A 19,192-nucleotide genomic window follows, 5' to 3' on the forward strand; every position below is an offset into this window, starting at 1 on the left:
TTTCGGCGCCGTTCGGGGGCATCTTCGGCCATTTCCTTTTTGCGCCCGCTTGGTGTAACCAACGCACACCTCCTTACCGGGCCTCCCCCAATGCTCCAAGTCCGATCGCTGGCGTTCAACTTCGTCTTCTACGTCAATCTGATCGTCCAGATGATCCTCTGGACTCCCTATTATTTCCTGTCGCCGCGCCATCGCGCCTGGTTCGTGCCGAAGTTCTGGTCGCGCACCTCGATGTGGCTCTACGACAAGATCGCCGGGACCAAGAGCGACATCACCGGGGTGGAAAATCTGCCCGAAGGTTCCTTCATCCTGGCGCCCAAGCACCAGTCCTTCTGGGACGCGATCGCCTTCTTCCCCTATCTCCAGGATCCACTCTACATTCTGAAGCGCGAGCTGACCTGGATTCCGTTCTTCGGCTGGTACATCCTGAAAATGCGCATGATCCCGGTCGACCGCGGCAGCCGCTCCAAGGCGCTGAAGGCGGTGGTTGCGGCGACCAAGGAAGAAATCGCGCGCAACCCGCGGCAGCTCATCATCTATCCCGAAGGCACCCGCCGCGCGCCCGGCGACGAACCCGCCTACAAATACGGCATTGTCGAAATCTATGCGCAGCTCGGCATTCCCGTGGTGCCGGTCGCCCATGTTGCCGGCCTCTATTGGCCGCGCCGCAAGTTCCTGCGCTATCCCGGCACCATCAAGGCGCGCTTCCTGCCGCCGATCCCGCCGGGCCTGGACAAGGAGGAATTCATGCGGCGGCTGATCGGCGAAACCGAAACCGCCTGCGACCAGTTCCTCATCGACGCGTCCCGTGCACCCAATCCGCCCGCCTTGCCGCCGACGGCGGTGAAGCGGCTGCGGGAACTCGGCGCCAAAGCCTGAAGGGCGGCCTTCGGCGCGACCGATGGCGGCCCGCGCAACGTTCAAGCGAACACAGCCAGTGCGGTCGTCAGCACCAGCGTCGCGGCAAAGACCAGATTGATGATGCGCGAAGCCACCGGCCTGCGAAGAAAGCGTGCGAAAGCAGCGCCCGCAAGCAGCCACACGGCATGGATGGCGACGATCATGAATGCGAGAGCGGTCAGCTTCGGCCCGGTGCCGATGGCGCCGGCGCCCGAATCCGCGGACGCGCCGGCGAACACCGCGGCGATGGCCACATAAGCCTTCGGGTTGGCCACCGCCAGCAGGAACCCGCCGGTGAATGTCGGTCGCGCGGCCTCGCCGGCATCCGCCGCCAGGGGCGGCGCGCTGGCAATCTTGAACGCGAGATAGAGGATATAGGCAGCCGACGCCGCGACAAGCAGCGGCGCGAGCCGCGGCATCGTGGCAAGCATGGCGCTCACCCCGCTTGCCACGACCAGAAGCACGGTGATCGTGCCCAGGATGACCCCCAAGGCGTAGCTCAGGGAACGGCGCAGGCCGAACGCCGCGCCGACGGCGGTGACGCTTATCGTCGCCGGTCCCGGGCTGCCCATGACGGCCGTAGCGGCAAGCATCAGCGCAACGAGCTGACGCCACATATCCGGCTGCGAAAAAAGCGGGCCTGCCATCCGCGCCTCCTGTCTTGCCAAGCGTCAATGACGGTATGGCAAGGTCGGGGCGACCGTCTTGGACGATCGTGCGCGCTGCTGACGGCTCAGCCGCTCGCCTTGTCGAGCTCGGCCATGTCGTCGGCGCTCAGCTCCAGCGACACCGCCTTGATCAGGCTGTCCATCTGTTCAGGCTTGGTGGCGCTGGCGATAGGCGCGGTGACGCCCGGCCGGGCAATGACCCAGGCAAGCGCCACTTCCGCCTGTTTGGCCGAATGCCTGGCGGACACCGCGTCGAGTGCCGCGAGGATGCGCATACCGCGCGCATTGAGGTAATCCTTCACCCCGCCGCCGCGCGGGCTTTGACCGAGATCGGCCTCGCTGCGGTATTTGCCACTCAAGAAACCCTTGGCCAGGCTGAAATAGGTGATCACGCCGATGTCCTCCGCCATGCAGAGATCGCGCAGCGGGCCATCGAACGACGAGCGGTCGTAGAGATTGTATTCCGGCTGCAGCACTTCATAGCGCGGCAGGCTGCGCAGGCTTGCCACGTCGAGCGCGGCGCGCAACTGGCCGGCGTCGAGATTCGAGCAGCCGGCATACCGGATCTTGCCCTTGGCGAGGAGCTTTTCATAGGCGCCGAGGGTTTCCTCATAGGGCGTGGTTGGATCCGGCCAGTGCGACAGATAAAGATCGATGAACTCGGTCTGAAGCCGCTTCAGCGAAGCATCGACGGCCTTTTCGATGTAAGCGGCGGACAGGTCCTTGTGGCCCTGTCCCATGTCCGAGCCGACTTTGGTGACCACCACGACCTTATCGCGGTTGCCGCGGTCCTTCATCCATTTGCCGATGATGGTTTCCGATTCGCCGCCCTCGTGGCCGGGCACCCAGCGCGAATAGGCGTCCGCTGTGTCGACCGCGTTCAGGCCGGCGCCGACGAAGCGGTCGAGCAGGTCGAACGACGTCTTCTCGTCGGCGGTCCAGCCGAAGACATTGCCGCCCAGAACCAGCGGCGCGATGGAAAGGTCGGTGCGACCGAGACGGCGTTTCTGCAAGGCTGATCTCCGTGTTGGTGGGATTGGGCGGCTATCGCCCGTTGAGAGTCGGAGCCTAACCTAGGTCTCGCCGCATCGAGGTCAAAGACCTCGCCGGATTTTTCCGCAAGCCAGCGCTTCACAAAGGCGCGATCCGCCTGGCCACGTCTTCCAACCAGTGATCGCGGATGCCGAGCGCCCGGAGATGGTCCAGCGTGCTCGACACATAATCCTCATTATTGCCGGACTGGCCGACAGCGCCGCGCACCACATCAGCGGCGTGGGCCGCATCGAGCGCACCGGCATACTGCTCATGATTGCGGTCGACGATATAGGCCACGGCCTCGACCGTGCCGCCGCCGTCAAGGCGGACATTGAGCATGCGCTCGAGATAGACATTGGTGACCAGCTCGCGCTCACGCAGATAGGCGATGACCTCGTCCCGCAACTCGCCCGGCACCCGGAAAGCCAGCCCGACGCAGGAACCCCCGCGGTCAAGGCCGAGCACCAGCCCCGGACGTTCCCGCGTGCCGCGATGCACGAAGGAATAGACGCACAGCGCGCGACGATAGCCATGCAGGCGCGCCCGCCTTGTCTCGACATGCGCGAACCCCGGCCGCCATATCAACGAACCATAGCCAAACACCCAAAAATCGCCCATATCGCCGTGCCTGATTGCGTAAGAATGGCAACACCACACCGGAATCGGTGTTTTTTCCGTCCATCTCTGTCTACCTTTTGTCGTTGCCAGAATCGACAGCCCGCCCACAGCCCCCATGCGTGAACGAGAACCGCAGCATGACGTCCACTGACGAACGCCAGCCGAAGCATCGCCGCCGCCTGTTCTGGCTTGCAGCGTTTGTCATCGCGCTGTTCGCCATCTACAGCGGCGGCTGGTTCTATCTCGCCGACAGGGTCCGGAGCGAAGCCGACAAGGCGATCGCCACGCTCAACAAGAGTGGCATCGAGGCCGGCTGCGCCAATCTCCAGGTCAGCGGTTATCCCCTGAGCTTCGCCGTCTCCTGCGACAATCTTGCTTATGAGGACGACGCCAAGAACCTTGCCGCCTCTGCCGGCTCCTTCAACGCCGTCGCCCAGATCATCCAGCCGCTGTCGCCGGTCGCGGACCTGCGCGGTCCGCTCAGGACCTCGGTTCCGGGCATGGTGCCGCTGTGGATCGACTGGGATGATCTTAAGGCCAACGTCAAGCTCTCATGGCCGCTGCCGCGACGCATTTCGCTCACGGCCGAGGGCCTGTCCGGCCAGACCGATCCGGCCGACGACACCGATCCGGTGCAACTGTTCAGCGCCGGCAAGGCGGCGGGCCAGCTGCAGCCGAACGGCAGGGATATCGACTATATCGGCAGCTTCGGCGATCTGGAGATCGACCCCGATGCGATCGGGGGCCGCGTCCTGCCGCCGCTCGACGCCAGTGGCGAGGCGACGCTGAAGAACGGCCTGGCCCTGATCGGCACGCAACTGAAAAGCCTGCGCGGCCAGGCCGTCGAGATCCGCAGGCTGGATTTGTCGTCGGGCACGGCGCACGTCGCCGTTTCCGGGCCGCTGTCGGTCGACACCGAGGGCCTGGTCGATGCCGATCTGATGATCAGGCTGAAAGACCCGAAAGCCGTGGCCGCCATTCTCGGGGCCGCCATACCCGAACAGAAGAACCAGATCGAACAAGGCTTTGCCGCCCTGGCGCTGCTCGGCAACGAACCGTCGATGCCGCTCAAGGTGGTCAAGGGCAAGGCCTCGCTCGGCTTTATCCCGCTGGGCAAGATCAAGCCGGTCGACTAAGCATCCCCAATGGACAGACCGGCAAAACTCCTGAGCGTCGGCGCGCTGACGCTCGACACCATTCTTCGCGTCGAAGCGCTGCCCATCCATCAGGGCAAGTTCATGGCCGCCGATGGCGTCCAGATCGCTTCCGGCATGGCCACGAGTGCCGCCTGCGCCGCACGCCGGCTGGGCGCCGAAGTGTGGCTTTGGGCGAGCGCCGGCGATGATCAGGTCGGCAACCAGCTGATATCGGGCATCGAGGCGGAGGGCGTCGATTGCAGCCTCGTCCGTCGCGTCCCCGGAGCGTCCTCGGCGCTGGCCGCGATCCTTGTCGACGGCCATGGCGAACGCATCATCGTGCCTTTCTACGATCAGCGCGCTCAGGCCGATCCCGACGGCTTGCCGGTCGCCGATCTCACGGCTTTCGATGCCGTGCTGGTCGATGTGCGCTGGCCGGGTGCTGCGGCGCTGGCGCTCAGCGCTGCGCGCGCTGCCCGCCGCCCTGGGATCCTCGATGCCGACACCGCGCCATTGGCAGTGCTGGAGCGGCTGTTGCCGCTCGCCTCGCACATCGTCGCCTCCGAACCGGCGGCGCGCATCGTCTGCGGCCAGGCGCTGGACCCGCAGGCCGCATGCGCCGACCTTGCGTCGCGCACCGACGCTTTCGTCGCGGTAACCGCCGGCGGGGCTGGAACCTGGTGGCATGACAGGCAGGCCGGTTGCGTACGCCACGTCGCTGCGCCAAAGGTCAAGGTGGTGGATACGCTGGCAGCCGGCGACGTCTTTCATGGCGCATTCGCAGCCGGATTGGCGCAAGCCATGCCGATCGAGCAGGCGCTACGCTTTGCCAGCGCGGCCGCAGCGCTCAAATGCCAGCGCTTCGGCGGCAGGCTGGGCGCGCCCGATCGTGCCGAGACACTGGCGATGATGGCGGCGACCTGGCCTGAAGGAGCCTAGTTTTTCGCCGGATGCTCGACCGCCTGGCGACCGAAATCCGGCACGTCGATGTCCTGGCCGGCCTCGATGATCGAGCGTCGCACGGCGCGGGTGCGGGTGAACAGGTCGAACAGCTTGTCGCCGTCGCCCCAGCGGATCGCCCGCTGCAGAAAAGCCAGATCCTCCGAGAACCGCGCCAGCATTTCCAGGATCGCGTCCTTGTTGTGCAGGCACACGTCCCGCCACATGGTCGGATCGGAGGCGGCGAGGCGCGTGAAGTCGCGGAAACCGGAAGCGGAATATTTGATGACTTCCGTCTTGGTCACCGATTCCAGGTCATCGGCGGTGCCGACGATGTTGTAGGCGATGATGTGCGGCAAATGCGAGACGATGGCCAGCGTCATGTCGTGATGCTGCGGATCCATCGTGTCGATGTTGGCGCCACAACGGCGCCAGAATTCGGAAAGCCTTTCCAGCGCGTCCGGATCCGTGTCCGGCAGCGGGGTGAAAATGCACCAGCGGTTGTCGAACAGATCGGCGAAACCGGCATCGGGCCCAGATTTCTCCGTGCCGGCCAGCGGATGGCCGGGAATGAAATGCACCCCACCGGGTATATGCGGCTGCATCTGTGCGATCACGGAAGCCTTGGTCGAGCCGACATCGGTGACGATGGCGCCCCTCTTCAGCGCCGGCGCGATCTCTTGCGCCACCGCGCCGGACGAGCCGACCGGCACCGAGACGATAACCAGGTCGGCATCGCGGACCGCTTCCTTGGCATCTATGGCGTAGGAGGAGCCCAGCCCAAGCTCTTGCGCCCGCGCCAGCGTCGCGGCGCTGCGCGTCGAGATGGCGACATGGCCGGCCAGGCCCTCGCGGCGGATGACGCGGGCCAGCGACGAGCCAATCAGGCCGATGCCGACCAGCGCGATCTTTTCGAACATCGGTGATGCCATGGCGTTCTAGCTTTTCAGGAATGTCGTGAGTGCCGCGACAACGCCGCGATTGGCCTCTTCGGTGCCGACCGTCATACGCAGTGCGTTGGGAAAGCCATAGCCCGAAACACGCCGCAGTATGTAGCCGCGATGGGTGAGATAATCGTCCGCCGCCGCGGCCGAATGCTTGCCGTCGTCGGGAAAATGAATGAGGAGGAAATTGCCGACGCTCGGCGTCACCCGCAACCCGAGCCCGGTCATCTGTTCGCTCAGCCAGGCCAGCCAGGTCTCGTTATGCGCGACGCTACGCTCGATATGGGCGCGGTCGCGGACGGCGGCGATGCCGGCCTCGATCGCCGTCGCATTGACGTTGAAGGGACCGCGTATGCGGTTGATCGCTTCGACGATGTGCATCGGCCCATACATCCATCCGATCCGCGCCCCGCCAAGTCCGATCTTGGAGAAGGTGCGGGTCATGACCACGTTCTGAGAGCTGCCCGCGAGCTCGATGCCGGCCTCATAGTCGTTGCGCCTGACATATTCGGCATAGGCGGCATCGAGCACCAGAAGCACGTTCTTCGGCAGGCCGGCATGCAGGCGGCGCACCTCCTGGAACGGCACGTAAGTGCCGGTTGGATTGTTGGGATTGGCGAGGAACACGATCTTCGTACGTGGCGTGACAGCCGCCAGGATCGCATCGATGTCGGCGCGCTCCTGGGTCTCCTTGACCGCGACAGGCGTCGCACCCGCCGACTGGATGTAGATCTTGTAGACCATGAAGGCGTGTTCGGTGAATATGGCCTCGTCGCCGGGCGCGAGATAAGTCTGCGCCAGCAGGCCGAGGATCTCGTCGGAGCCGTTGGAACAGATGATGTTCTGTGCGTTCAGACCATGCACCTCGGCGATTGCTTCGCGCAGGCGCCGGGCGGTGCCGTCGGGATAGACGTCGAGCTTCGCGGCGACCTCGCGCGCGGCCTCGATTGCCTTCGGCGAGGGGCCGAGCGGGTTCTCGTTCGACGACAGCTTGTGGACCTTGTCCACCCCGGCGGGGGCCGAGCTCTTGCCCGGCACATAGGCCTGGATGTCCATGATGCCCGCGCGCGGGGTTGGACGTGCCTTGTCCGGGGTCTGGCTCATATCGCAAAATCCGTCGAGAACGCTTCCGTCCTGGAAGCCGCTGCGGAAATACAAGCCATGGCCGGCAATGTCGAGAGGTGGCAGTGGTGCCAGCAGGCGGCATTGACGGCGAGGCAGGTGAGTTCTAGAAGGGCAGCGACAGTTCCGTGGTGATTTGGCCGGTCGGCTTGCAGCCACGTTAAACAATTCGCTAAAGGGCCGTTTGCGCGACGTAACCGGCTTTGCGAAGGCAATGCCGGTTTTTTATTGTCCGCGGCCGGCCGGACGAACGCGTCGGCGGCGCGGAGATCGGCAGCGATTTCCGCAAGGCAAGGGTGCAGCAAGAGAGACGAGATGGCCGCTCAGCGCGCTGGCAGAACCAACAACGAGGCAGACCAACCGTCGAGTCCGGTCGTGCGCTTCGGCGCCGACAAGCCGCTCAAGCTCGACGCCGGCACGCTGCTGTCGCCGTTCCAGATCGCCTACCAGACCTACGGCACGCTGAATGACGCCCGTTCCAACGCCATTCTCGTATGCCACGCTTTGACCGGCGACCAGCATGTGGCCAGCACCAATCCAGTGACCGGCAAGCCGGGTTGGTGGGAAGTGCTGATCGGCCCCGGCAAGATCATCGACACCAACCGTTTCTTCGTCATCTGCTCAAACGTCATCGGCGGCTGCCTCGGTTCCACCGGCCCGGCATCCACCAATCCCGCCACCGGCAAGCCTTATGGGCTCGACCTTCCGGTCATCACCATCCGCGACATGGTGCGTGCCCAGCAGATGCTGATCGATCATTTCGGCATCGAAAAACTGTTTTGCGTGCTCGGCGGGTCGATGGGCGGCATGCAGGTGCTGCAATGGGCGTCGAGCTATCCGGAGCGTGTTTTCTCGGCGCTGCCGATCGCCACCGGCGCGCGGCATTCCTCGCAGAACATCGCTTTCCACGAGGTCGGCCGGCAGGCCGTGATGGCCGACCCCGAATGGCATGGCGGCAAGTATTTCGACCACGGCAAACGCCCGGAAAAGGGGCTCGCCGTGGCGCGCATGGCCGCCCACATCACCTACCTGTCGGAAGCAGCCTTGCACCGGAAGTTCGGCCGCAACCTGCAGGACCGCGAAGCGCTGACCTTCGGCTTCGACGCCGATTTCCAGATCGAGAGCTATCTGCGTCACCAGGGCATGACTTTCGTCGACCGCTTCGACGCCAATTCCTATCTCTATATGACGCGGTCCATGGACTATTTCGACCTCGCCGCCGACCACGGCGGCAGGCTGGCCGATGCTTTTGCCGGCACCAAGACCCGCTTCTGCCTGGTGTCGTTCACCTCGGATTGGCTGTTCCCGACCGAGGAGAGCCGCTCGATCGTCCATGCGCTGAATGCCGCCGGCGCGTCGGTGTCCTTCGTCGAGATCGAGACCGATCGCGGGCACGACGCCTTCCTGCTCGACGAGCCGGAACTGTTCGCCGCCATCAATGGCTTCATCGGCTCGGCCGCGCGAGCGAGAGGGCTCGGCGCATGACCCCGCAAAATTGCAGACCTGTCCATCAAGGGTCACGCACCACGACAAGGGGCAAGCCATGAGCGTCAACCGCGCCCAGCGCGTCGATCTCGAGGTGATCGCCGGTCTGATCCCGCCGCAATCGCGGGTGCTGGACGTCGGCTCCGGCGACGGCTCGCTGCTCGAGCTTTTGCAGGAAACCAAGCAGATCGACGGCCGCGGACTGGAGCTGTCGCAGCGCGGTGTCAACGAATGCGTGGCGCGCGGCCTCTCGGTCGTGCAAGGCGACGCCGACAAGGATCTCGAATTCTATCCCGACAAGGGTTTTGATTTCGTCGTCCTGTCGCAGACCTTGCAGGCGACCCGCAACCCGAAGCTCGTTCTCGACGAACTGCTCAGGATCGGCGAACACGCCATCGTGTCCTTCCCCAATTTCGGCCACTGGCGGGTGCGCCTGTCGCTGTTCGTCAAGGGCCGCATGCCGGTGACCAAGGACCTGCCCTATTCCTGGTACGACACGCCAAATATCCACTTCTGCACCATCCGCGACTTCGTCAATCTGTGCGAGGAGCTTGGCGCGACCGTGGAAAGGGCGACCGCGCTCGACGCCAACGGCCAGAAGATCGGCCTGTCGATGCCATGGTGGTTCTGGAACTTCTTCGGCCAGCAAGCGGTGTTCTTGTTGAAGCGATAAGGGCCATCCCGGAGGTGGCTATGACACCCCCTTTTCGGGCGAAGTCGAGCTGCAAGCTGATCTCTGCGACGAAGGTCATCAGCAGGTTGGAACGCATAGCCCGGCGAAGGCTCAGCGATCGAGCTCCGGGAAATAGGGATCCGACAAGAACCGTCTGTCGCGTTCGCCTTGCAGGCAGTCGATCGGAGCCTCGGCTTCGGCGGGAATGATCCTGGTCTCGTTCTGAACGCCGCTCACTTCGAGAATCAGCTTGCGCCGGATTGCCGTCGAAAATTCGGCGGCTGTATAAATCGGCAGCACGAAGGAGCCCGGCCCGCCGGTGACGCACTGGGCGTAATACCGGTCGAGGTGGCTGAAGGTGGGCGATGGATTGATCAGGATCGGCAGGCCGTTGAAGACGATGCCTCTGGCGTTTGCCGCATCCCGCGTGGCGGTGACGGGCGGCCCGATATTGTTCGGTCCGTCACCGGAAATATCGATGACGCTACGTTCGCTTTCGTAAGCGGTGCGGTCGAAGAGCCCCGCGCCGAAGGCGAGCGCGCCGGAGATCGACGTGCCGCGGAAGCTGCGGAACGGACGGGCCGCTATCTTGTCGGCAAAGGCGTTGGCGCTCTCGGCGCCTTCGATGACCTGCCAGCCGATGAGCGCGTCGTCGCGCACGGTGCCGGCCCATTCGAAATAGGTGAGCGCGATGCGACCGGCGTTCCCGGCGCGGACCGCCTTGACGAAGTCGGGATGACGCAGCGCCTCCACATAGCCGGCGCGCTGCAGGGCGAACTCCTTCTCGTCCATCGACAATGAGATGTCGACCGCCAGCACCAATTCGACGTCAACGGCCAGGCTGTCCGGCGCAGGCGCAGTCACGGCGGCCTCGGTGCAGGCCAGGCAGGCAAGCAGGCTGAGAGCATCAAGCATGGCCGGCTCAAGCTATGTTTCCGCCGCAATCTTCCCTCGCGATCACGGCGAAATAAAGCTGCCGCATGGCGTGCCGCGGGCCAGCCCGAACAGATGCCGGAAGTGCTATTTCTTGCGGCGAGGAGTGGCCGGCGGCGGCTCGATCGCGCCTGCCCTTATACGCGCGGGCTTCAGGGCCGGCACGCTGGACGCCTTTACGATGGTCAGCGCGCGCGGGAAGAACTGATTGTTGTGCTGCCCGCGGCCGATATTGAGGATCGTCGCCCCGCCCAGCCGCTTCTCCAGCGTCGACAGGACTCGCCGCAGTGTCGGTCCGTCGAAGGCATCGAGAGCCTCATCGATGATCACCCATTTCGGCTGCCGCAGCACGAGCCGGGCGAAGGCCAGCAGGCGCAGTTCGTCGTCGGCCAGTTCATGCTCCCAACGCGCGCTACGGTCGAGCGACGACGACAGGCGCTCCAGGCCGATCTCGGCCAGCACGGCCGAGATATCGGTATCGCTTGCCGGCGCAACCCCGTCCACGTGGTCGAGCACTTCGCGCAACGTGGCGGTCGCGAAGTAGGGCGTGCGCGGCACGAAGATAGGCACCTCCCCCGCCGGCATGCCGATGCGCCCGCTCCCCCACGGCCACAGGCCGGCAATGGCGCGAAAGAACAGCGTCTTGCCCGCGCCAGGCTCGCCGGTGAGCATGACGCGTTCGCCGGCGTGGATCTCGACATGCTGGTCGGCGAGCCTCGTGCAGCCCTCCGGCGAGGCCACTTCGAGTTTCTCGAAGGTCAGCTTGCCGTTTGCATTCTCGCCGAATTCGATGCGCCTTTCCTGGTCGTGCAGCACATCGGTCTCATCCAGCGCAATGCGGAAATCGGCGACGCGCATCAGCGTCGCGCGCCAATCGGCGATGCTGCCGATATTGTTGATGAACCAACGCAATGAAGAATGGACCTGATTGAAGGCGCCGACCGCCATCATCAGTCCGCCGAAGCTGATATCGCCCGCGAAATAGACCGGCGAAGCGACCAGGATGGGAGCCACCACGGTGATCCAGCCATAGGTGTCCGTCACCCAGGCGAGATTGATCTGGGCGTTATAGATGCGTCGCATGGCGCCGAGCACGGTGCCCAGGTCGGTTTCCAGCCGCCGCCTGGCATCGGGCTCGCTTCGGGCGAGCGCGATGGCATCGATGTTCTCGTTGACGCGCACCATCGAGGAACGCAGCTCCGCCTCGCGTGTGTAGCGGTCGCTGTTGAGGTGGATCAGTGGCCGTCCGACCAGCCAGCTCAGCCAGGAAGCCGTTCCGGCATAGAGGATGGCCGCCCACACCATGTAGCCCGGTATGGCGAGCGATGTCCCGCCGACATGGAAGACGAAGCCCGAGGACAGCTCCCATAACACGCCGACGAAGGAGGCGAGCAGGATTAGGGATTGCAGCAGGCCAACGCCAAGATCCGTCGACAGGTCGGAAAGATGGCTCGCGTCCTGCTGCATGCGCTGGTCGGGATTGACCCCGATGGCGCCTGCATGCGCCAGGCGAAAAGCGCGCGCCGGCCGCATCCATCCATCGATCAGATCGAGCGTCAGCGCCTCGCGCAGCTTCAGCCGGATCGTCTGATTGAGCCAGGTCTGGCCGACATTGAGCACAAGAAGCCCACCGGCAATCGCGGCAAAAATGGCGAGCTGGTGCAGGAAGGCCTGCATGTCGCGGCGTGCAAGCGCATCGTAGAAAGGCTGGTTCCAGCGGTTGAGCAGAACCTGGCCGATCGAGGTCGCGACAATGACGGCAACCATTCCGATGGAGGCCCAGCGTAGCCCTTTGCGGACCGGCGACCCGGCAAGCGCCAGCTTGATGGTTGCCACCTGATCACGCAGGCTCGAAGCTTCGACCGCAGCGATAGGCCGGGCAGAGGCATCATTGTCCGGATAATCGGCCATGAGCTGAAGTCCTTGCGTTCAAAAGCGGTGCTGAAAACCGGATGAAGTGTAGTGACGCCACTGGTCACTCAGCCAGGCTGCGAGCCCGTCAGCGACAGATAGGTCGCGAAATGCCGTCCGGCGCAAGTTTCTGGCATGATCACGAAGGTGTCATTCGCGGACCCGGCGATGTCGTGGCCCCGGTCTCTATTCGCCGGCCGAGCCGCGTTGCTGCATGCGGCGAAAGCACCGGCACGAAAACCCGTCGGGAAGCGCGCTGGGCGGCCGGCACGCCCTGATAGAGCCGCTTCTGCGCCTCGACCACGATGACGCCGGAAAAGATCGGCCACAGCCGCCGGCCGGCGCGCTCCACCATATTGTGGAAGCGCATCATGAAACGCCGCCGCGATGGCGGAAAGAACAGGGCGTCGGACCAGGCGGCGGGCGTGAAATTCGCCTCGCGCAGCAACTCGGTGAGCTGACCGCGCGAGAACGGCCTGCCATTGCCAAACGGCGTGTGCTCGAACCGCGCCCAGACGCCGCGCCGGTTGGGCACGACGATGACCACCCGGCCGGCCGGCGACAGCACGCGCCAGATCTCGTTCAGCGTTTCGCGCGGGTTTTCGACATGCTCGAGCGAATGCACGAGCAGCATGCGGTCGATGCAGGAATCGACCAGCGGCAGTTCCTCGTCGAAAACCAGAGCCGTCGCCGTCGGTCCCGCCGCCGGCCAGACCACGGCGCCCTGCGTCGCCGGCATGAAGGCGAACACCCGCTCGGCGTCGCTGCCGAACCGTTCCAGCCAAGGCAAGGTGTAGCCGAGCCCGACAAGCCGCTCATTGGGCACGGTGGCCCATATCGATGACAAGGCCATGGTGATCGAATGCTCGGCGAAGCGACCGAGCGCTGTCGAATAGAAGGAGCGGAGATCGACGATGTCGGAATGCATGTCAGGGATGTAGCCGCGATATCGGCGGGTTTCAACAAAAGGCCGCGACGTCCCGAGATCCCGGATGTCGAATGACATCCTGACATTAGTCATCTCCGGGATGACATCCGCGCGTCGGCGTCCTATGTCTGCGGCGAAAGATGGAGAGATGCGATGGCGGTCGAAATCGAACAGTTCATGTGCCGCAGCGACAATTTCGGCGTGCTGGTGCATGACCCCAAAAGCGGTCAGACCGCGCTTATCGATGCGCCGGAAGAAGCGGCGATCCTGGCTGCGGTCAAGCGCACCGGCTGGACGCCGACGATGATCCTGACCACGCATCACCATGCCGACCATGTCGAGGCCAATCTGGCGCTGAAGCAGCGCTTCAAGCTGCGCATCGTGGGTCCCGAAGCCGAAAAGGCCAAGATTCCCGGCATTGACGACACTGTCGAGGACGGTTCGATCCTGCATCTCGGCGAGGAGCGCATCGAAGTGATCGCCACCCCCGGCCACACCGCCGGCCACGTCTCCTATCACCTGCCGGCATCGAAAGTGGCGTTCACCGCCGACACGCTGTTCGCGCTCGGCTGCGGGCGGCTGTTCGAATGCAAGCCGCCGGTGATGTATGGATCCCTGAAGAAGCTCGCGGCACTGCCTGCCGCGACCGTGATCTATTGCGGGCACGAATACACGCTCGCCAACGCCCGTTTCGCGCTGAGCGTCGACCGGACCAATTCGGCATTGAAGGAACGCGCGGCAAAAATTGAAGCGCTGCGCGCCGATAACAAGCCGACGCTGCCGACCACGATCGGCGAGGAATTGTCGACCAACCCTTTCCTGCGCTGGCACGATCCGGCAATCCGCAGGCATCTCGGCATGGAGAAGGCGTCGGATGTCGAGGTTTTTGCCGAGGTCCGCAAGCGCAAGGATAATTTCTAGGCCAAGCGACACTGGTCGAAACCATGACGAGTTCCGCAGAAATCATCGCCATCCTTGGCATGAAGCCGCATCCGGAAGGCGGCTGGTACACGGAAACCTTTCGCGACGGTGGCGGCGGAGCTCGAGGCCACTCGACGGCGATCTATTTTCTGCTGGAGCAGGGCCAGGTTTCCGCCTGGCATCGCGTCAGGGATGCAGCCGAGGCTTGGCACTTCTACGCCGGCGCGCCGCTGGCGCTGTCGATATGGGAAGAAGGCGGCCCAAAGGCTAACCGGGTGATCGAGCAGGTGCTCGGCATCGAGCTTGCGGCCGGCGAGCGGCCGCAAATCGTCGTGCCGGCGGGCTGGTGGCAATCGGCGCGCAGCCTGGGCGAGTGGACCCTGGTCGGCTGCACCGTGGCGCCGGGCTTCGACTTTGCGGCGTTTGAACTGGCGGAGCCTGGTTGGCGGCCTAAACAGCTCTGACCCAGCCGGAAACCCTTAGCGCAGCAGGAAACCAAGCGTGACCACGAGCTGCGCGGCGTAGTAAAGCACCCAGACCGCCAAACGCATCCAGGCGCGATGTGGCGAAATGGCGGCCGCCAGGAAGCGTTCCGTGGCCAGCAGCGCGTCGGACGCCATGAACAGCACGGCACCGCCGATAACAGCGGCACTGCTCGTCGTCAGCGCCGAAATGCCCATGGCGAGGATGGCCGCGACATAGCCCGCGATCGGCGCTCGCAGGGCCGGGCCGACGCGGCGCCACAGCGCCGCCAGCATGAGAATAACGAATACCGCCATCGCAAGTGCGATTGCCGCGCGCCAAGGTTCGGCCCCCAGCACTCCCATTCCCCCGCCGCTGCGCAGGAACAGCACGACGTAGACGATATGCGCGGCGAGAAAGCTGCCCAGCCCGCCCAGAAACATCTTTTCGCCATCCCGCGACAGGAAGGCGTCGCCGATGGCGCTCAGCGCAAGAGCGGCGACCAGTAGCAGCGGCCCGCCCTGCATCGCCGCCAGCACGGCAAGCATGGCCACGGCGAGCGTTTTTGCCGCCGAATGGGCGAGCGTCGGCGCCATGCCTGATGTGAAGGCGTAGACAACCGCCGCCACCAGCGAAAAGATCAGCGTCGCATTGGCGTTGCCGTCGATGCCGCCCGGAAACGGCATCGTCATGCCCGGGCTCCGCCTTCGGATGCCCCGGCTCCGCCTTCGGCAGCCGCAGGCTTGCGCAGGAACAGCGATTTTGCCGCCAGGGCAGCCCCCCCGGTGATGAGCACGCAGGCCGCGACAATGCGCAGCGACGGCTCGGCGACGCCGGCCGCGATCAACACCAGCGTCGACAGGAGCGGCGCGGCATAGCTTGCCGCGCCCAGCACCTGGATGTTGCCGCGCTTGACGCCGACATCCCAGGCATAGAAGGCTGCCCCCACTGGCATCAGGCCGAGCCCGAGCACGGCAAGCCATTGCCCGGCACTCGCGGGCAGCACCGTCTCTTCCAGCGCCAGATGGCAGGCAAGCGACAACAGCGCGGTCGCCGCGCAGAACCAAGTGACGATGCTGGTCGGCACCGAGGGGAAACGCCGCGACAGGAGCGAATAGGACGACCACAGCACGGCGCAGACGGCAGCCATGGCGTAGCCGAAGGCATAGCGCGCGTCGAAGGCGAGGCCGCCGCCCTTGGTGACGATGAGCACGGTGCCGGCTAGGCCGAGCAGCGCGCCCACGATATGGTTCCAGGCCAGCCGCTCGCCCGGCATCAGCGCCGAGCCGAGCACGATCAGCAGCGGCCACAGATAGGCGATCAGGCTCGCCTCCACCGCCGGCGCGTTGCGCAGCGCAGTGAAGTAGAAGAAGTGGTAGCCGAAGAGGCCGGCAATGCCGATCACCCAGACCTGGCGCGGTATCCTCTGGCTTTTATCCGCGGCCGGCATGAAGAGACGCGCGACAAGCCCGACCCCGGTGCCGATCGAGAAGGTGATCGCCGACAAGAGGAACGGCGGCACCTTGCCGGATGCGTCCGTAAGCAACGCGAGCAGCGCCCACATGGCGACGGCCGAAAAGCCGATCAGTGTCGCGCGCCCCATTCTGTCTCCAGTGGCGCGCGTGGCGCCTTATTGTATTGCTTCGAAACGCCTGGCGCTGATGGTCAAGGTGCCGATCTGCGTCCCGACCGTCGCGCGGATCGGCGCATATACCCCGGTTTGGCCGAGCGGCGCAAATGTCACCATGATGCGGCTTTTGTTCTTGAGGTAATTGAGTGCCTTGCGGCCCTTGCGGTAGCCCGCCACCGGTTCGAAGCCCATCCGGCAGGTGACCGTGTCGCCCTTGTAGCCGGGCACCGAGATCGACCCTTTTGAAGCGTAGCTCAGCGTCAGGTTGGCGCGCATCTCGCCGTCATACAGCCTCACGGTGCGGCCGCAGACCTTGTCGAGGCTGCCGGCATGGATGACGGTTGCCGCCATCGGATCGAGCACCGATGCCAGGTCGCCGGCGCCAAGCGGCACCCAACTGTCGGGATCGCGCTTTTCCGGCGCGGGAACGACCGTCGTCGAGATGACGTTGCCATTGGCAAAACGAATGTCGATGGCGGAGGCTTTCTTGCCGGAAGTGTAGTCCGCGCGGAACGCCTGCGGCACCATCTTCTGGCCCGAAATCGTACCCTTGGACGAGATCGTGCCGCGCGTATCGTCGAACAGCTTGGCGAGACCAGCCGCGGAAACGCTGCCGTCGATCGAGTAGACGCCGTTCTCATAATGGCTTGAAAAGCTTGATTTCGCGATAGAAAGGCCGAGAAACGACACTGTGTATTCGCCCCTGAAGGACTGCGGCGAGGCGGCCGTCGCGGCCGACGGCAAGGCGACGGCCAGCGCGGCGGCAAGGGCATGGGGCAAGCGAAGCATGGCGCGATCGGATCCTTGATTTCAACCGGAGGCGGACAACTCCGGTCTGGCATGTCCCTATGGAACCGCTTATACGACGAATTCCGGCCTTAGTATGAAATGCCGCTGGGCCCAGGCTGGAGCTTGACGCATGGGCGAAATGCAACTATGGAACGCCAACTTTTTCCATAAGGCCGCTTGACCAGAACCGCGCGCCACCCGGCGTGGGCACGAAGGTTTGGCAGGTCCCCGAGAGAACTGAAGGTTAGAACCATGTCCCGCACCTGCGAACTCACTGCCAAGGCAGTCCAGACCGGCAACAATGTGAGCCACGCCAACAACAAGACCAAGCGTCGCTTCCTGCCGAACCTCGTCAATGTGACGCTGATTTCGGAAGCGCTGAACCAGAATGTGCGCCTGCGCATTTCCGCCAACGCGCTGCGTTCGGTCGAGCATCGCGGCGGTCTCGACGCCTTCCTGGCCAAGGCTGACGTCAAGGAGCTGTCGCAGCGCGCGCGCCTCTTGAAGAAGCAGATCGCCAAGAAGCTCGCCGAGCAGGCTGCCGCGTAAACTGCCTTCAGGCGGGGGACAACCGCCCTGGCCAACCTCTTGTTGGCCTTGGACATCGGGTCGCCGTCCGCAAGGCGGTTTCGGAAATCCGATGCTCGAACAAAGCGAGCGCGATCCGGTTTCGGCATGACGCTCCGCTGGTTCCATTACCCAGGATAAAAAAATGACTTCCTTCTCGCGATACCTGCCCTTCGTGGCCGCCATGGCGCTTGTCGTCGTGGCATCGAATATCCTCGTGCAGTTCCCGATGCAGGGTCGGATCGGCGGCTTGTCGCTGGCCGACCTGCTCACCTGGGGCGCGTTCACCTACCCGTTCTCCTTTCTGGTCACGGACCTTGCCAACCGCCGCTACGGGCCTGCCGTGGCGCGCCGGATCGTCTTTGTCGGCTTCATGACGGCGGTGGTCTGCTCGGTCCTCGTGCCGCCCTTCCTGTTCCGCCATGGTTTCATCGAGTTCGAGACCGCCTCCGACCGGCTGGTGCGCATCGCGGCGGCGTCCGGCGCGGCCTTCCTCACCGCGCAATTGCTCGACGTGACCGTGTTCAACCGTCTGCGCCGACAGAGCTGGTGGCGCGCGCCGATCGTCGGCACGCTGGTCGGCTCGGTGTTCGACACCGTCGTGTTCTTCAGCGTCGCTTTCTCCGCGGCTTTCGCCTTCGTTGGCCCAAGCGACAGTTTTGCGCTGGAAACGGCGCCGCTGATGGGCGTGCTGCCGGTCGAGGCCATGCGTTGGGTCTCCTGGGCGCTTGGCGACCTCAGCGTGAAGCTGATCATCGCCGTCGTGGCATTGATCCCCTATCGGCTGCTCGCCGCCCGCTGGAGCCAGCCGGCTGTTGCTGCGGTCTAGGCCGTGATTCCCTGGATCCAGCTGGACTCCGCGAAAACCCCGGATGGCGCGCAGGAGCTTCGGCTCAAGCGGCGCGGTTCCGAATTCTCGATCATGCTGGGCACCAACGAGTTGATGAACAGCCGCCTCAGCGGCTCGGAAGAAGCGTTGGCCAGGCTCTCCTGTCGGAGGATCGCCGGCCGCAGACAGCCGAGAATGCTGATCGGCGGACTTGGCATGGGTTTTACGCTGCGCGCCGCTCTCGCCGAGTTGGGCGAGAATGCCGAAATCACTGTCGCGGAGTTGGTGCCGGCGGTCGTCGCGTGGGCACGAGGGCCGATGGCCGAGCTGTTTGGTGGCTGCCTCGACGATCCGCGCGTCATCGTTCGGGAGGCCGATGTCGGGCAGTTGATAAGACCCCGGCCCGCGGCCTGGGACGCCATCCTGCTAGATGTCGACAACGGCCCGGACGGCATCGTTCACAAATCCAACGACGCGCTTTACAGCCTGCAAGGCCTGGCGGCAGCGCGCATCGCACTGAAGCCCGGCGGCGTGCTTGCGGTGTGGTCGCAAGGGCCGGACAGCGGCTTCACCCGGCGGCTGAAGCAGGCAGGTTTCGCGGTCGAGGAGGTGAGCACGCGCGCCAACGGCAAGCGCGGCGCGCGCCATGTCATCTGGATCGCCACCAACGGCTCGCGACCCTGAGCGGACGCCGTCATTTGA

Annotated in this window: 21 protein-coding genes and 1 riboswitch; of the genes, 10 read left to right on the top strand and 11 right to left on the bottom strand. The window is 64.6% G+C overall.

The window, feature by feature from the left end; translation table 11 throughout:
* The first annotated feature begins 90 nt into the window (after positions 1-90).
* Positions 91-879: a lysophospholipid acyltransferase family protein gene (locus tag LB545_RS22645; RefSeq protein ID WP_140633304.1), complete on the top strand. Its 789-nt coding sequence runs from the start codon at positions 91-93 to the stop codon at positions 877-879.
* Between the two features lie 41 nt (positions 880-920).
* On the opposite strand, the gene LB545_RS22650 is transcribed toward LB545_RS22645, so the two are convergent.
* The 3 genes from LB545_RS22650 to LB545_RS22660 form a co-directional block, all read right to left on the bottom strand.
* On the bottom strand, positions 921-1,547 hold the full coding sequence (locus LB545_RS22650; RefSeq protein WP_140513889.1) for a LysE family translocator: 627 nt from the start codon (positions 1,545-1,547) through the stop codon (positions 921-923).
* 86 nt (positions 1,548-1,633) lie between these two features.
* The gene (locus LB545_RS22655; RefSeq protein WP_140525418.1) at positions 1,634-2,581 is read right to left on the bottom strand and encodes an aldo/keto reductase; all 948 of its coding nucleotides are present in this window, start codon (positions 2,579-2,581) and stop codon (positions 1,634-1,636) included.
* Between the two features lie 118 nt (positions 2,582-2,699).
* Positions 2,700-3,221, bottom strand: a complete 522-nt coding sequence (locus tag LB545_RS22660) for a gamma-glutamylcyclotransferase (protein ID WP_140500781.1) — start codon at positions 3,219-3,221, stop codon at positions 2,700-2,702.
* A 137-nt stretch (positions 3,222-3,358) separates the two neighbouring features.
* Here LB545_RS22660 and LB545_RS22665 point away from each other — a divergent pair, with 137 nt between their 5' ends.
* Both LB545_RS22665 and LB545_RS22670 read left to right on the top strand, forming a co-directional pair.
* Positions 3,359-4,357, top strand: coding sequence for a DUF2125 domain-containing protein (locus LB545_RS22665; RefSeq protein WP_140525417.1), 999 nt, complete (start codon positions 3,359-3,361; stop codon positions 4,355-4,357).
* Between the two features lie 9 nt (positions 4,358-4,366).
* Positions 4,367-5,296 carry a sugar kinase gene (locus LB545_RS22670; RefSeq protein ID WP_140625647.1) on the top strand — a complete coding sequence of 310 codons (930 nt, stop codon included), beginning with the start codon at positions 4,367-4,369 and terminating at the stop codon, positions 5,294-5,296.
* Here LB545_RS22670 and LB545_RS22675 read toward each other — a convergent pair.
* A complete protein-coding gene (locus LB545_RS22675) occupies positions 5,293-6,228 on the bottom strand; it encodes a prephenate/arogenate dehydrogenase family protein (protein ID WP_181167284.1) in 936 nt (311 codons plus the stop codon). The two genes, LB545_RS22670 and LB545_RS22675, sit on opposite strands and share 4 nt — an antisense overlap.
* Before the next feature lie 6 nt (positions 6,229-6,234).
* Positions 6,235-7,344, bottom strand: coding sequence for a histidinol-phosphate transaminase (gene hisC / locus LB545_RS22680; RefSeq protein ID WP_224705877.1), 1,110 nt, complete (start codon positions 7,342-7,344; stop codon positions 6,235-6,237).
* Positions 7,345-7,480: 136 nt separating this feature from the next.
* Positions 7,481-7,558: riboswitch (SAM riboswitch) on the top strand.
* A gap of 119 nt (positions 7,559-7,677) precedes the next feature.
* Between hisC and metX the strand changes: the two genes are divergently transcribed.
* Both metX and metW read left to right on the top strand, forming a co-directional pair.
* Positions 7,678-8,847 carry a homoserine O-acetyltransferase MetX gene (metX, locus tag LB545_RS22685; protein ID WP_140513895.1) on the top strand — a complete coding sequence of 390 codons (1,170 nt, stop codon included), beginning with the start codon at positions 7,678-7,680 and terminating at the stop codon, positions 8,845-8,847.
* Between the two features lie 58 nt (positions 8,848-8,905).
* A complete protein-coding gene (metW, locus tag LB545_RS22690; protein WP_140500775.1) occupies positions 8,906-9,520 on the top strand; it encodes a methionine biosynthesis protein MetW in 615 nt (204 codons plus the stop codon).
* 111 nt (positions 9,521-9,631) lie between these two features.
* On the opposite strand, the gene LB545_RS22695 is transcribed toward metW, so the two are convergent.
* The 3 genes from LB545_RS22695 to LB545_RS22705 form a co-directional block, all read right to left on the bottom strand.
* Positions 9,632-10,435 carry a DUF1194 domain-containing protein gene (locus LB545_RS22695; protein ID WP_224705878.1) on the bottom strand — a complete coding sequence of 268 codons (804 nt, stop codon included), beginning with the start codon at positions 10,433-10,435 and terminating at the stop codon, positions 9,632-9,634.
* 105 nt (positions 10,436-10,540) lie between these two features.
* Positions 10,541-12,364, bottom strand: a complete 1,824-nt coding sequence (locus tag LB545_RS22700) for an ABC transporter ATP-binding protein/permease (RefSeq protein ID WP_224705879.1) — start codon at positions 12,362-12,364, stop codon at positions 10,541-10,543.
* A gap of 139 nt (positions 12,365-12,503) precedes the next feature.
* On the bottom strand, positions 12,504-13,292 hold the full coding sequence (locus tag LB545_RS22705) for a class I SAM-dependent methyltransferase (protein ID WP_140565863.1): 789 nt from the start codon (positions 13,290-13,292) through the stop codon (positions 12,504-12,506).
* Positions 13,293-13,445: 153 nt separating this feature from the next.
* Between LB545_RS22705 and gloB the strand changes: the two genes are divergently transcribed.
* Positions 13,446-14,213, top strand: coding sequence for a hydroxyacylglutathione hydrolase (gene gloB, locus LB545_RS22710; RefSeq protein ID WP_140513899.1), 768 nt, complete (start codon positions 13,446-13,448; stop codon positions 14,211-14,213).
* 23 nt (positions 14,214-14,236) lie between these two features.
* Positions 14,237-14,677, top strand: a complete 441-nt coding sequence (locus LB545_RS22715; protein WP_140513900.1) for a cupin domain-containing protein — start codon at positions 14,237-14,239, stop codon at positions 14,675-14,677.
* A gap of 15 nt (positions 14,678-14,692) precedes the next feature.
* Here LB545_RS22715 and LB545_RS22720 read toward each other — a convergent pair whose 3' ends face one another.
* From LB545_RS22720 to LB545_RS22730, 3 genes are read right to left on the bottom strand one after another with little or no spacing between them, the layout of a single operon-like run.
* Positions 14,693-15,367, bottom strand: a complete 675-nt coding sequence (locus LB545_RS22720; protein WP_224705880.1) for a lysoplasmalogenase family protein — start codon at positions 15,365-15,367, stop codon at positions 14,693-14,695.
* Positions 15,364-16,278 carry a DMT family transporter gene (locus tag LB545_RS22725; RefSeq protein WP_224705881.1) on the bottom strand — a complete coding sequence of 305 codons (915 nt, stop codon included), beginning with the start codon at positions 16,276-16,278 and terminating at the stop codon, positions 15,364-15,366. Before LB545_RS22725 ends, LB545_RS22720 begins: the two co-directional genes overlap by 4 nt.
* Before the next feature lie 27 nt (positions 16,279-16,305).
* Complete coding sequence (locus tag LB545_RS22730; RefSeq protein ID WP_140525409.1) at positions 16,306-17,094, bottom strand: DUF3108 domain-containing protein; 789 nt, start codon at positions 17,092-17,094, stop codon at positions 16,306-16,308.
* A 252-nt stretch (positions 17,095-17,346) separates the two neighbouring features.
* On the opposite strand from LB545_RS22730, the gene rpmB reads away from it, so the two are divergent.
* From rpmB to LB545_RS22745, 3 genes are all read left to right on the top strand, one after another.
* Entirely contained in the window at positions 17,347-17,643 is a 297-nt protein-coding gene (gene rpmB, locus LB545_RS22735; protein ID WP_140500766.1) for a 50S ribosomal protein L28, read from the top strand.
* A 163-nt stretch (positions 17,644-17,806) separates the two neighbouring features.
* Positions 17,807-18,490, top strand: a complete 684-nt coding sequence (locus tag LB545_RS22740; RefSeq protein ID WP_224705882.1) for a queuosine precursor transporter — start codon at positions 17,807-17,809, stop codon at positions 18,488-18,490.
* A gap of 3 nt (positions 18,491-18,493) precedes the next feature.
* On the top strand, positions 18,494-19,174 hold the full coding sequence (locus tag LB545_RS22745; RefSeq protein ID WP_140584029.1) for a spermidine synthase: 681 nt from the start codon (positions 18,494-18,496) through the stop codon (positions 19,172-19,174).
* Positions 19,175-19,192 lie beyond the last annotated feature (18 nt).

This window comes from Mesorhizobium sp. BR1-1-6 (genome assembly GCF_020165355.1).
Taxonomy (GTDB): Bacteria; Pseudomonadota; Alphaproteobacteria; order Rhizobiales; family Rhizobiaceae; genus Mesorhizobium.

Excerpts from the sequence above, each read along its gene's own strand:
- LB545_RS22645 (WP_140633304.1), top strand. The coding sequence starts at position 91 with ATGCTCCAAGTCCGATCGCTGGCGTTCAACTTCGTCTTCTACGTCAAT.
- LB545_RS22650 (WP_140513889.1), bottom strand. The coding sequence starts at position 1,547 with ATGGCAGGCCCGCTTTTTTCGCAGCCGGATATGTGGCGTCAGCTCGTT.
- LB545_RS22660 (WP_140500781.1), bottom strand. The coding sequence starts at position 3,221 with ATGGGCGATTTTTGGGTGTTTGGCTATGGTTCGTTGATATGGCGGCCG.
- LB545_RS22665 (WP_140525417.1), top strand. The coding sequence starts at position 3,359 with ATGACGTCCACTGACGAACGCCAGCCGAAGCATCGCCGCCGCCTGTTC.
- LB545_RS22670 (WP_140625647.1), top strand. The coding sequence starts at position 4,367 with ATGGACAGACCGGCAAAACTCCTGAGCGTCGGCGCGCTGACGCTCGAC.
- LB545_RS22675 (WP_181167284.1), bottom strand. The coding sequence starts at position 6,228 with ATGGCATCACCGATGTTCGAAAAGATCGCGCTGGTCGGCATCGGCCTG.
- hisC (WP_224705877.1), bottom strand. The coding sequence starts at position 7,344 with ATGAGCCAGACCCCGGACAAGGCACGTCCAACCCCGCGCGCGGGCATC.
- metX (WP_140513895.1), top strand. The coding sequence starts at position 7,678 with ATGGCCGCTCAGCGCGCTGGCAGAACCAACAACGAGGCAGACCAACCG.
- metW (WP_140500775.1), top strand. The coding sequence starts at position 8,906 with ATGAGCGTCAACCGCGCCCAGCGCGTCGATCTCGAGGTGATCGCCGGT.
- LB545_RS22695 (WP_224705878.1), bottom strand. The coding sequence starts at position 10,435 with ATGCTTGATGCTCTCAGCCTGCTTGCCTGCCTGGCCTGCACCGAGGCC.
- LB545_RS22700 (WP_224705879.1), bottom strand. The coding sequence starts at position 12,364 with ATGGCCGATTATCCGGACAATGATGCCTCTGCCCGGCCTATCGCTGCG.
- LB545_RS22705 (WP_140565863.1), bottom strand. The coding sequence starts at position 13,292 with ATGCATTCCGACATCGTCGATCTCCGCTCCTTCTATTCGACAGCGCTC.
- gloB (WP_140513899.1), top strand. The coding sequence starts at position 13,446 with ATGGCGGTCGAAATCGAACAGTTCATGTGCCGCAGCGACAATTTCGGC.
- LB545_RS22715 (WP_140513900.1), top strand. The coding sequence starts at position 14,237 with ATGACGAGTTCCGCAGAAATCATCGCCATCCTTGGCATGAAGCCGCAT.
- LB545_RS22720 (WP_224705880.1), bottom strand. The coding sequence starts at position 15,367 with ATGACGATGCCGTTTCCGGGCGGCATCGACGGCAACGCCAATGCGACG.
- LB545_RS22725 (WP_224705881.1), bottom strand. The coding sequence starts at position 16,278 with ATGGGGCGCGCGACACTGATCGGCTTTTCGGCCGTCGCCATGTGGGCG.
- LB545_RS22730 (WP_140525409.1), bottom strand. The coding sequence starts at position 17,094 with ATGCTTCGCTTGCCCCATGCCCTTGCCGCCGCGCTGGCCGTCGCCTTG.
- rpmB (WP_140500766.1), top strand. The coding sequence starts at position 17,347 with ATGTCCCGCACCTGCGAACTCACTGCCAAGGCAGTCCAGACCGGCAAC.
- LB545_RS22740 (WP_224705882.1), top strand. The coding sequence starts at position 17,807 with ATGACTTCCTTCTCGCGATACCTGCCCTTCGTGGCCGCCATGGCGCTT.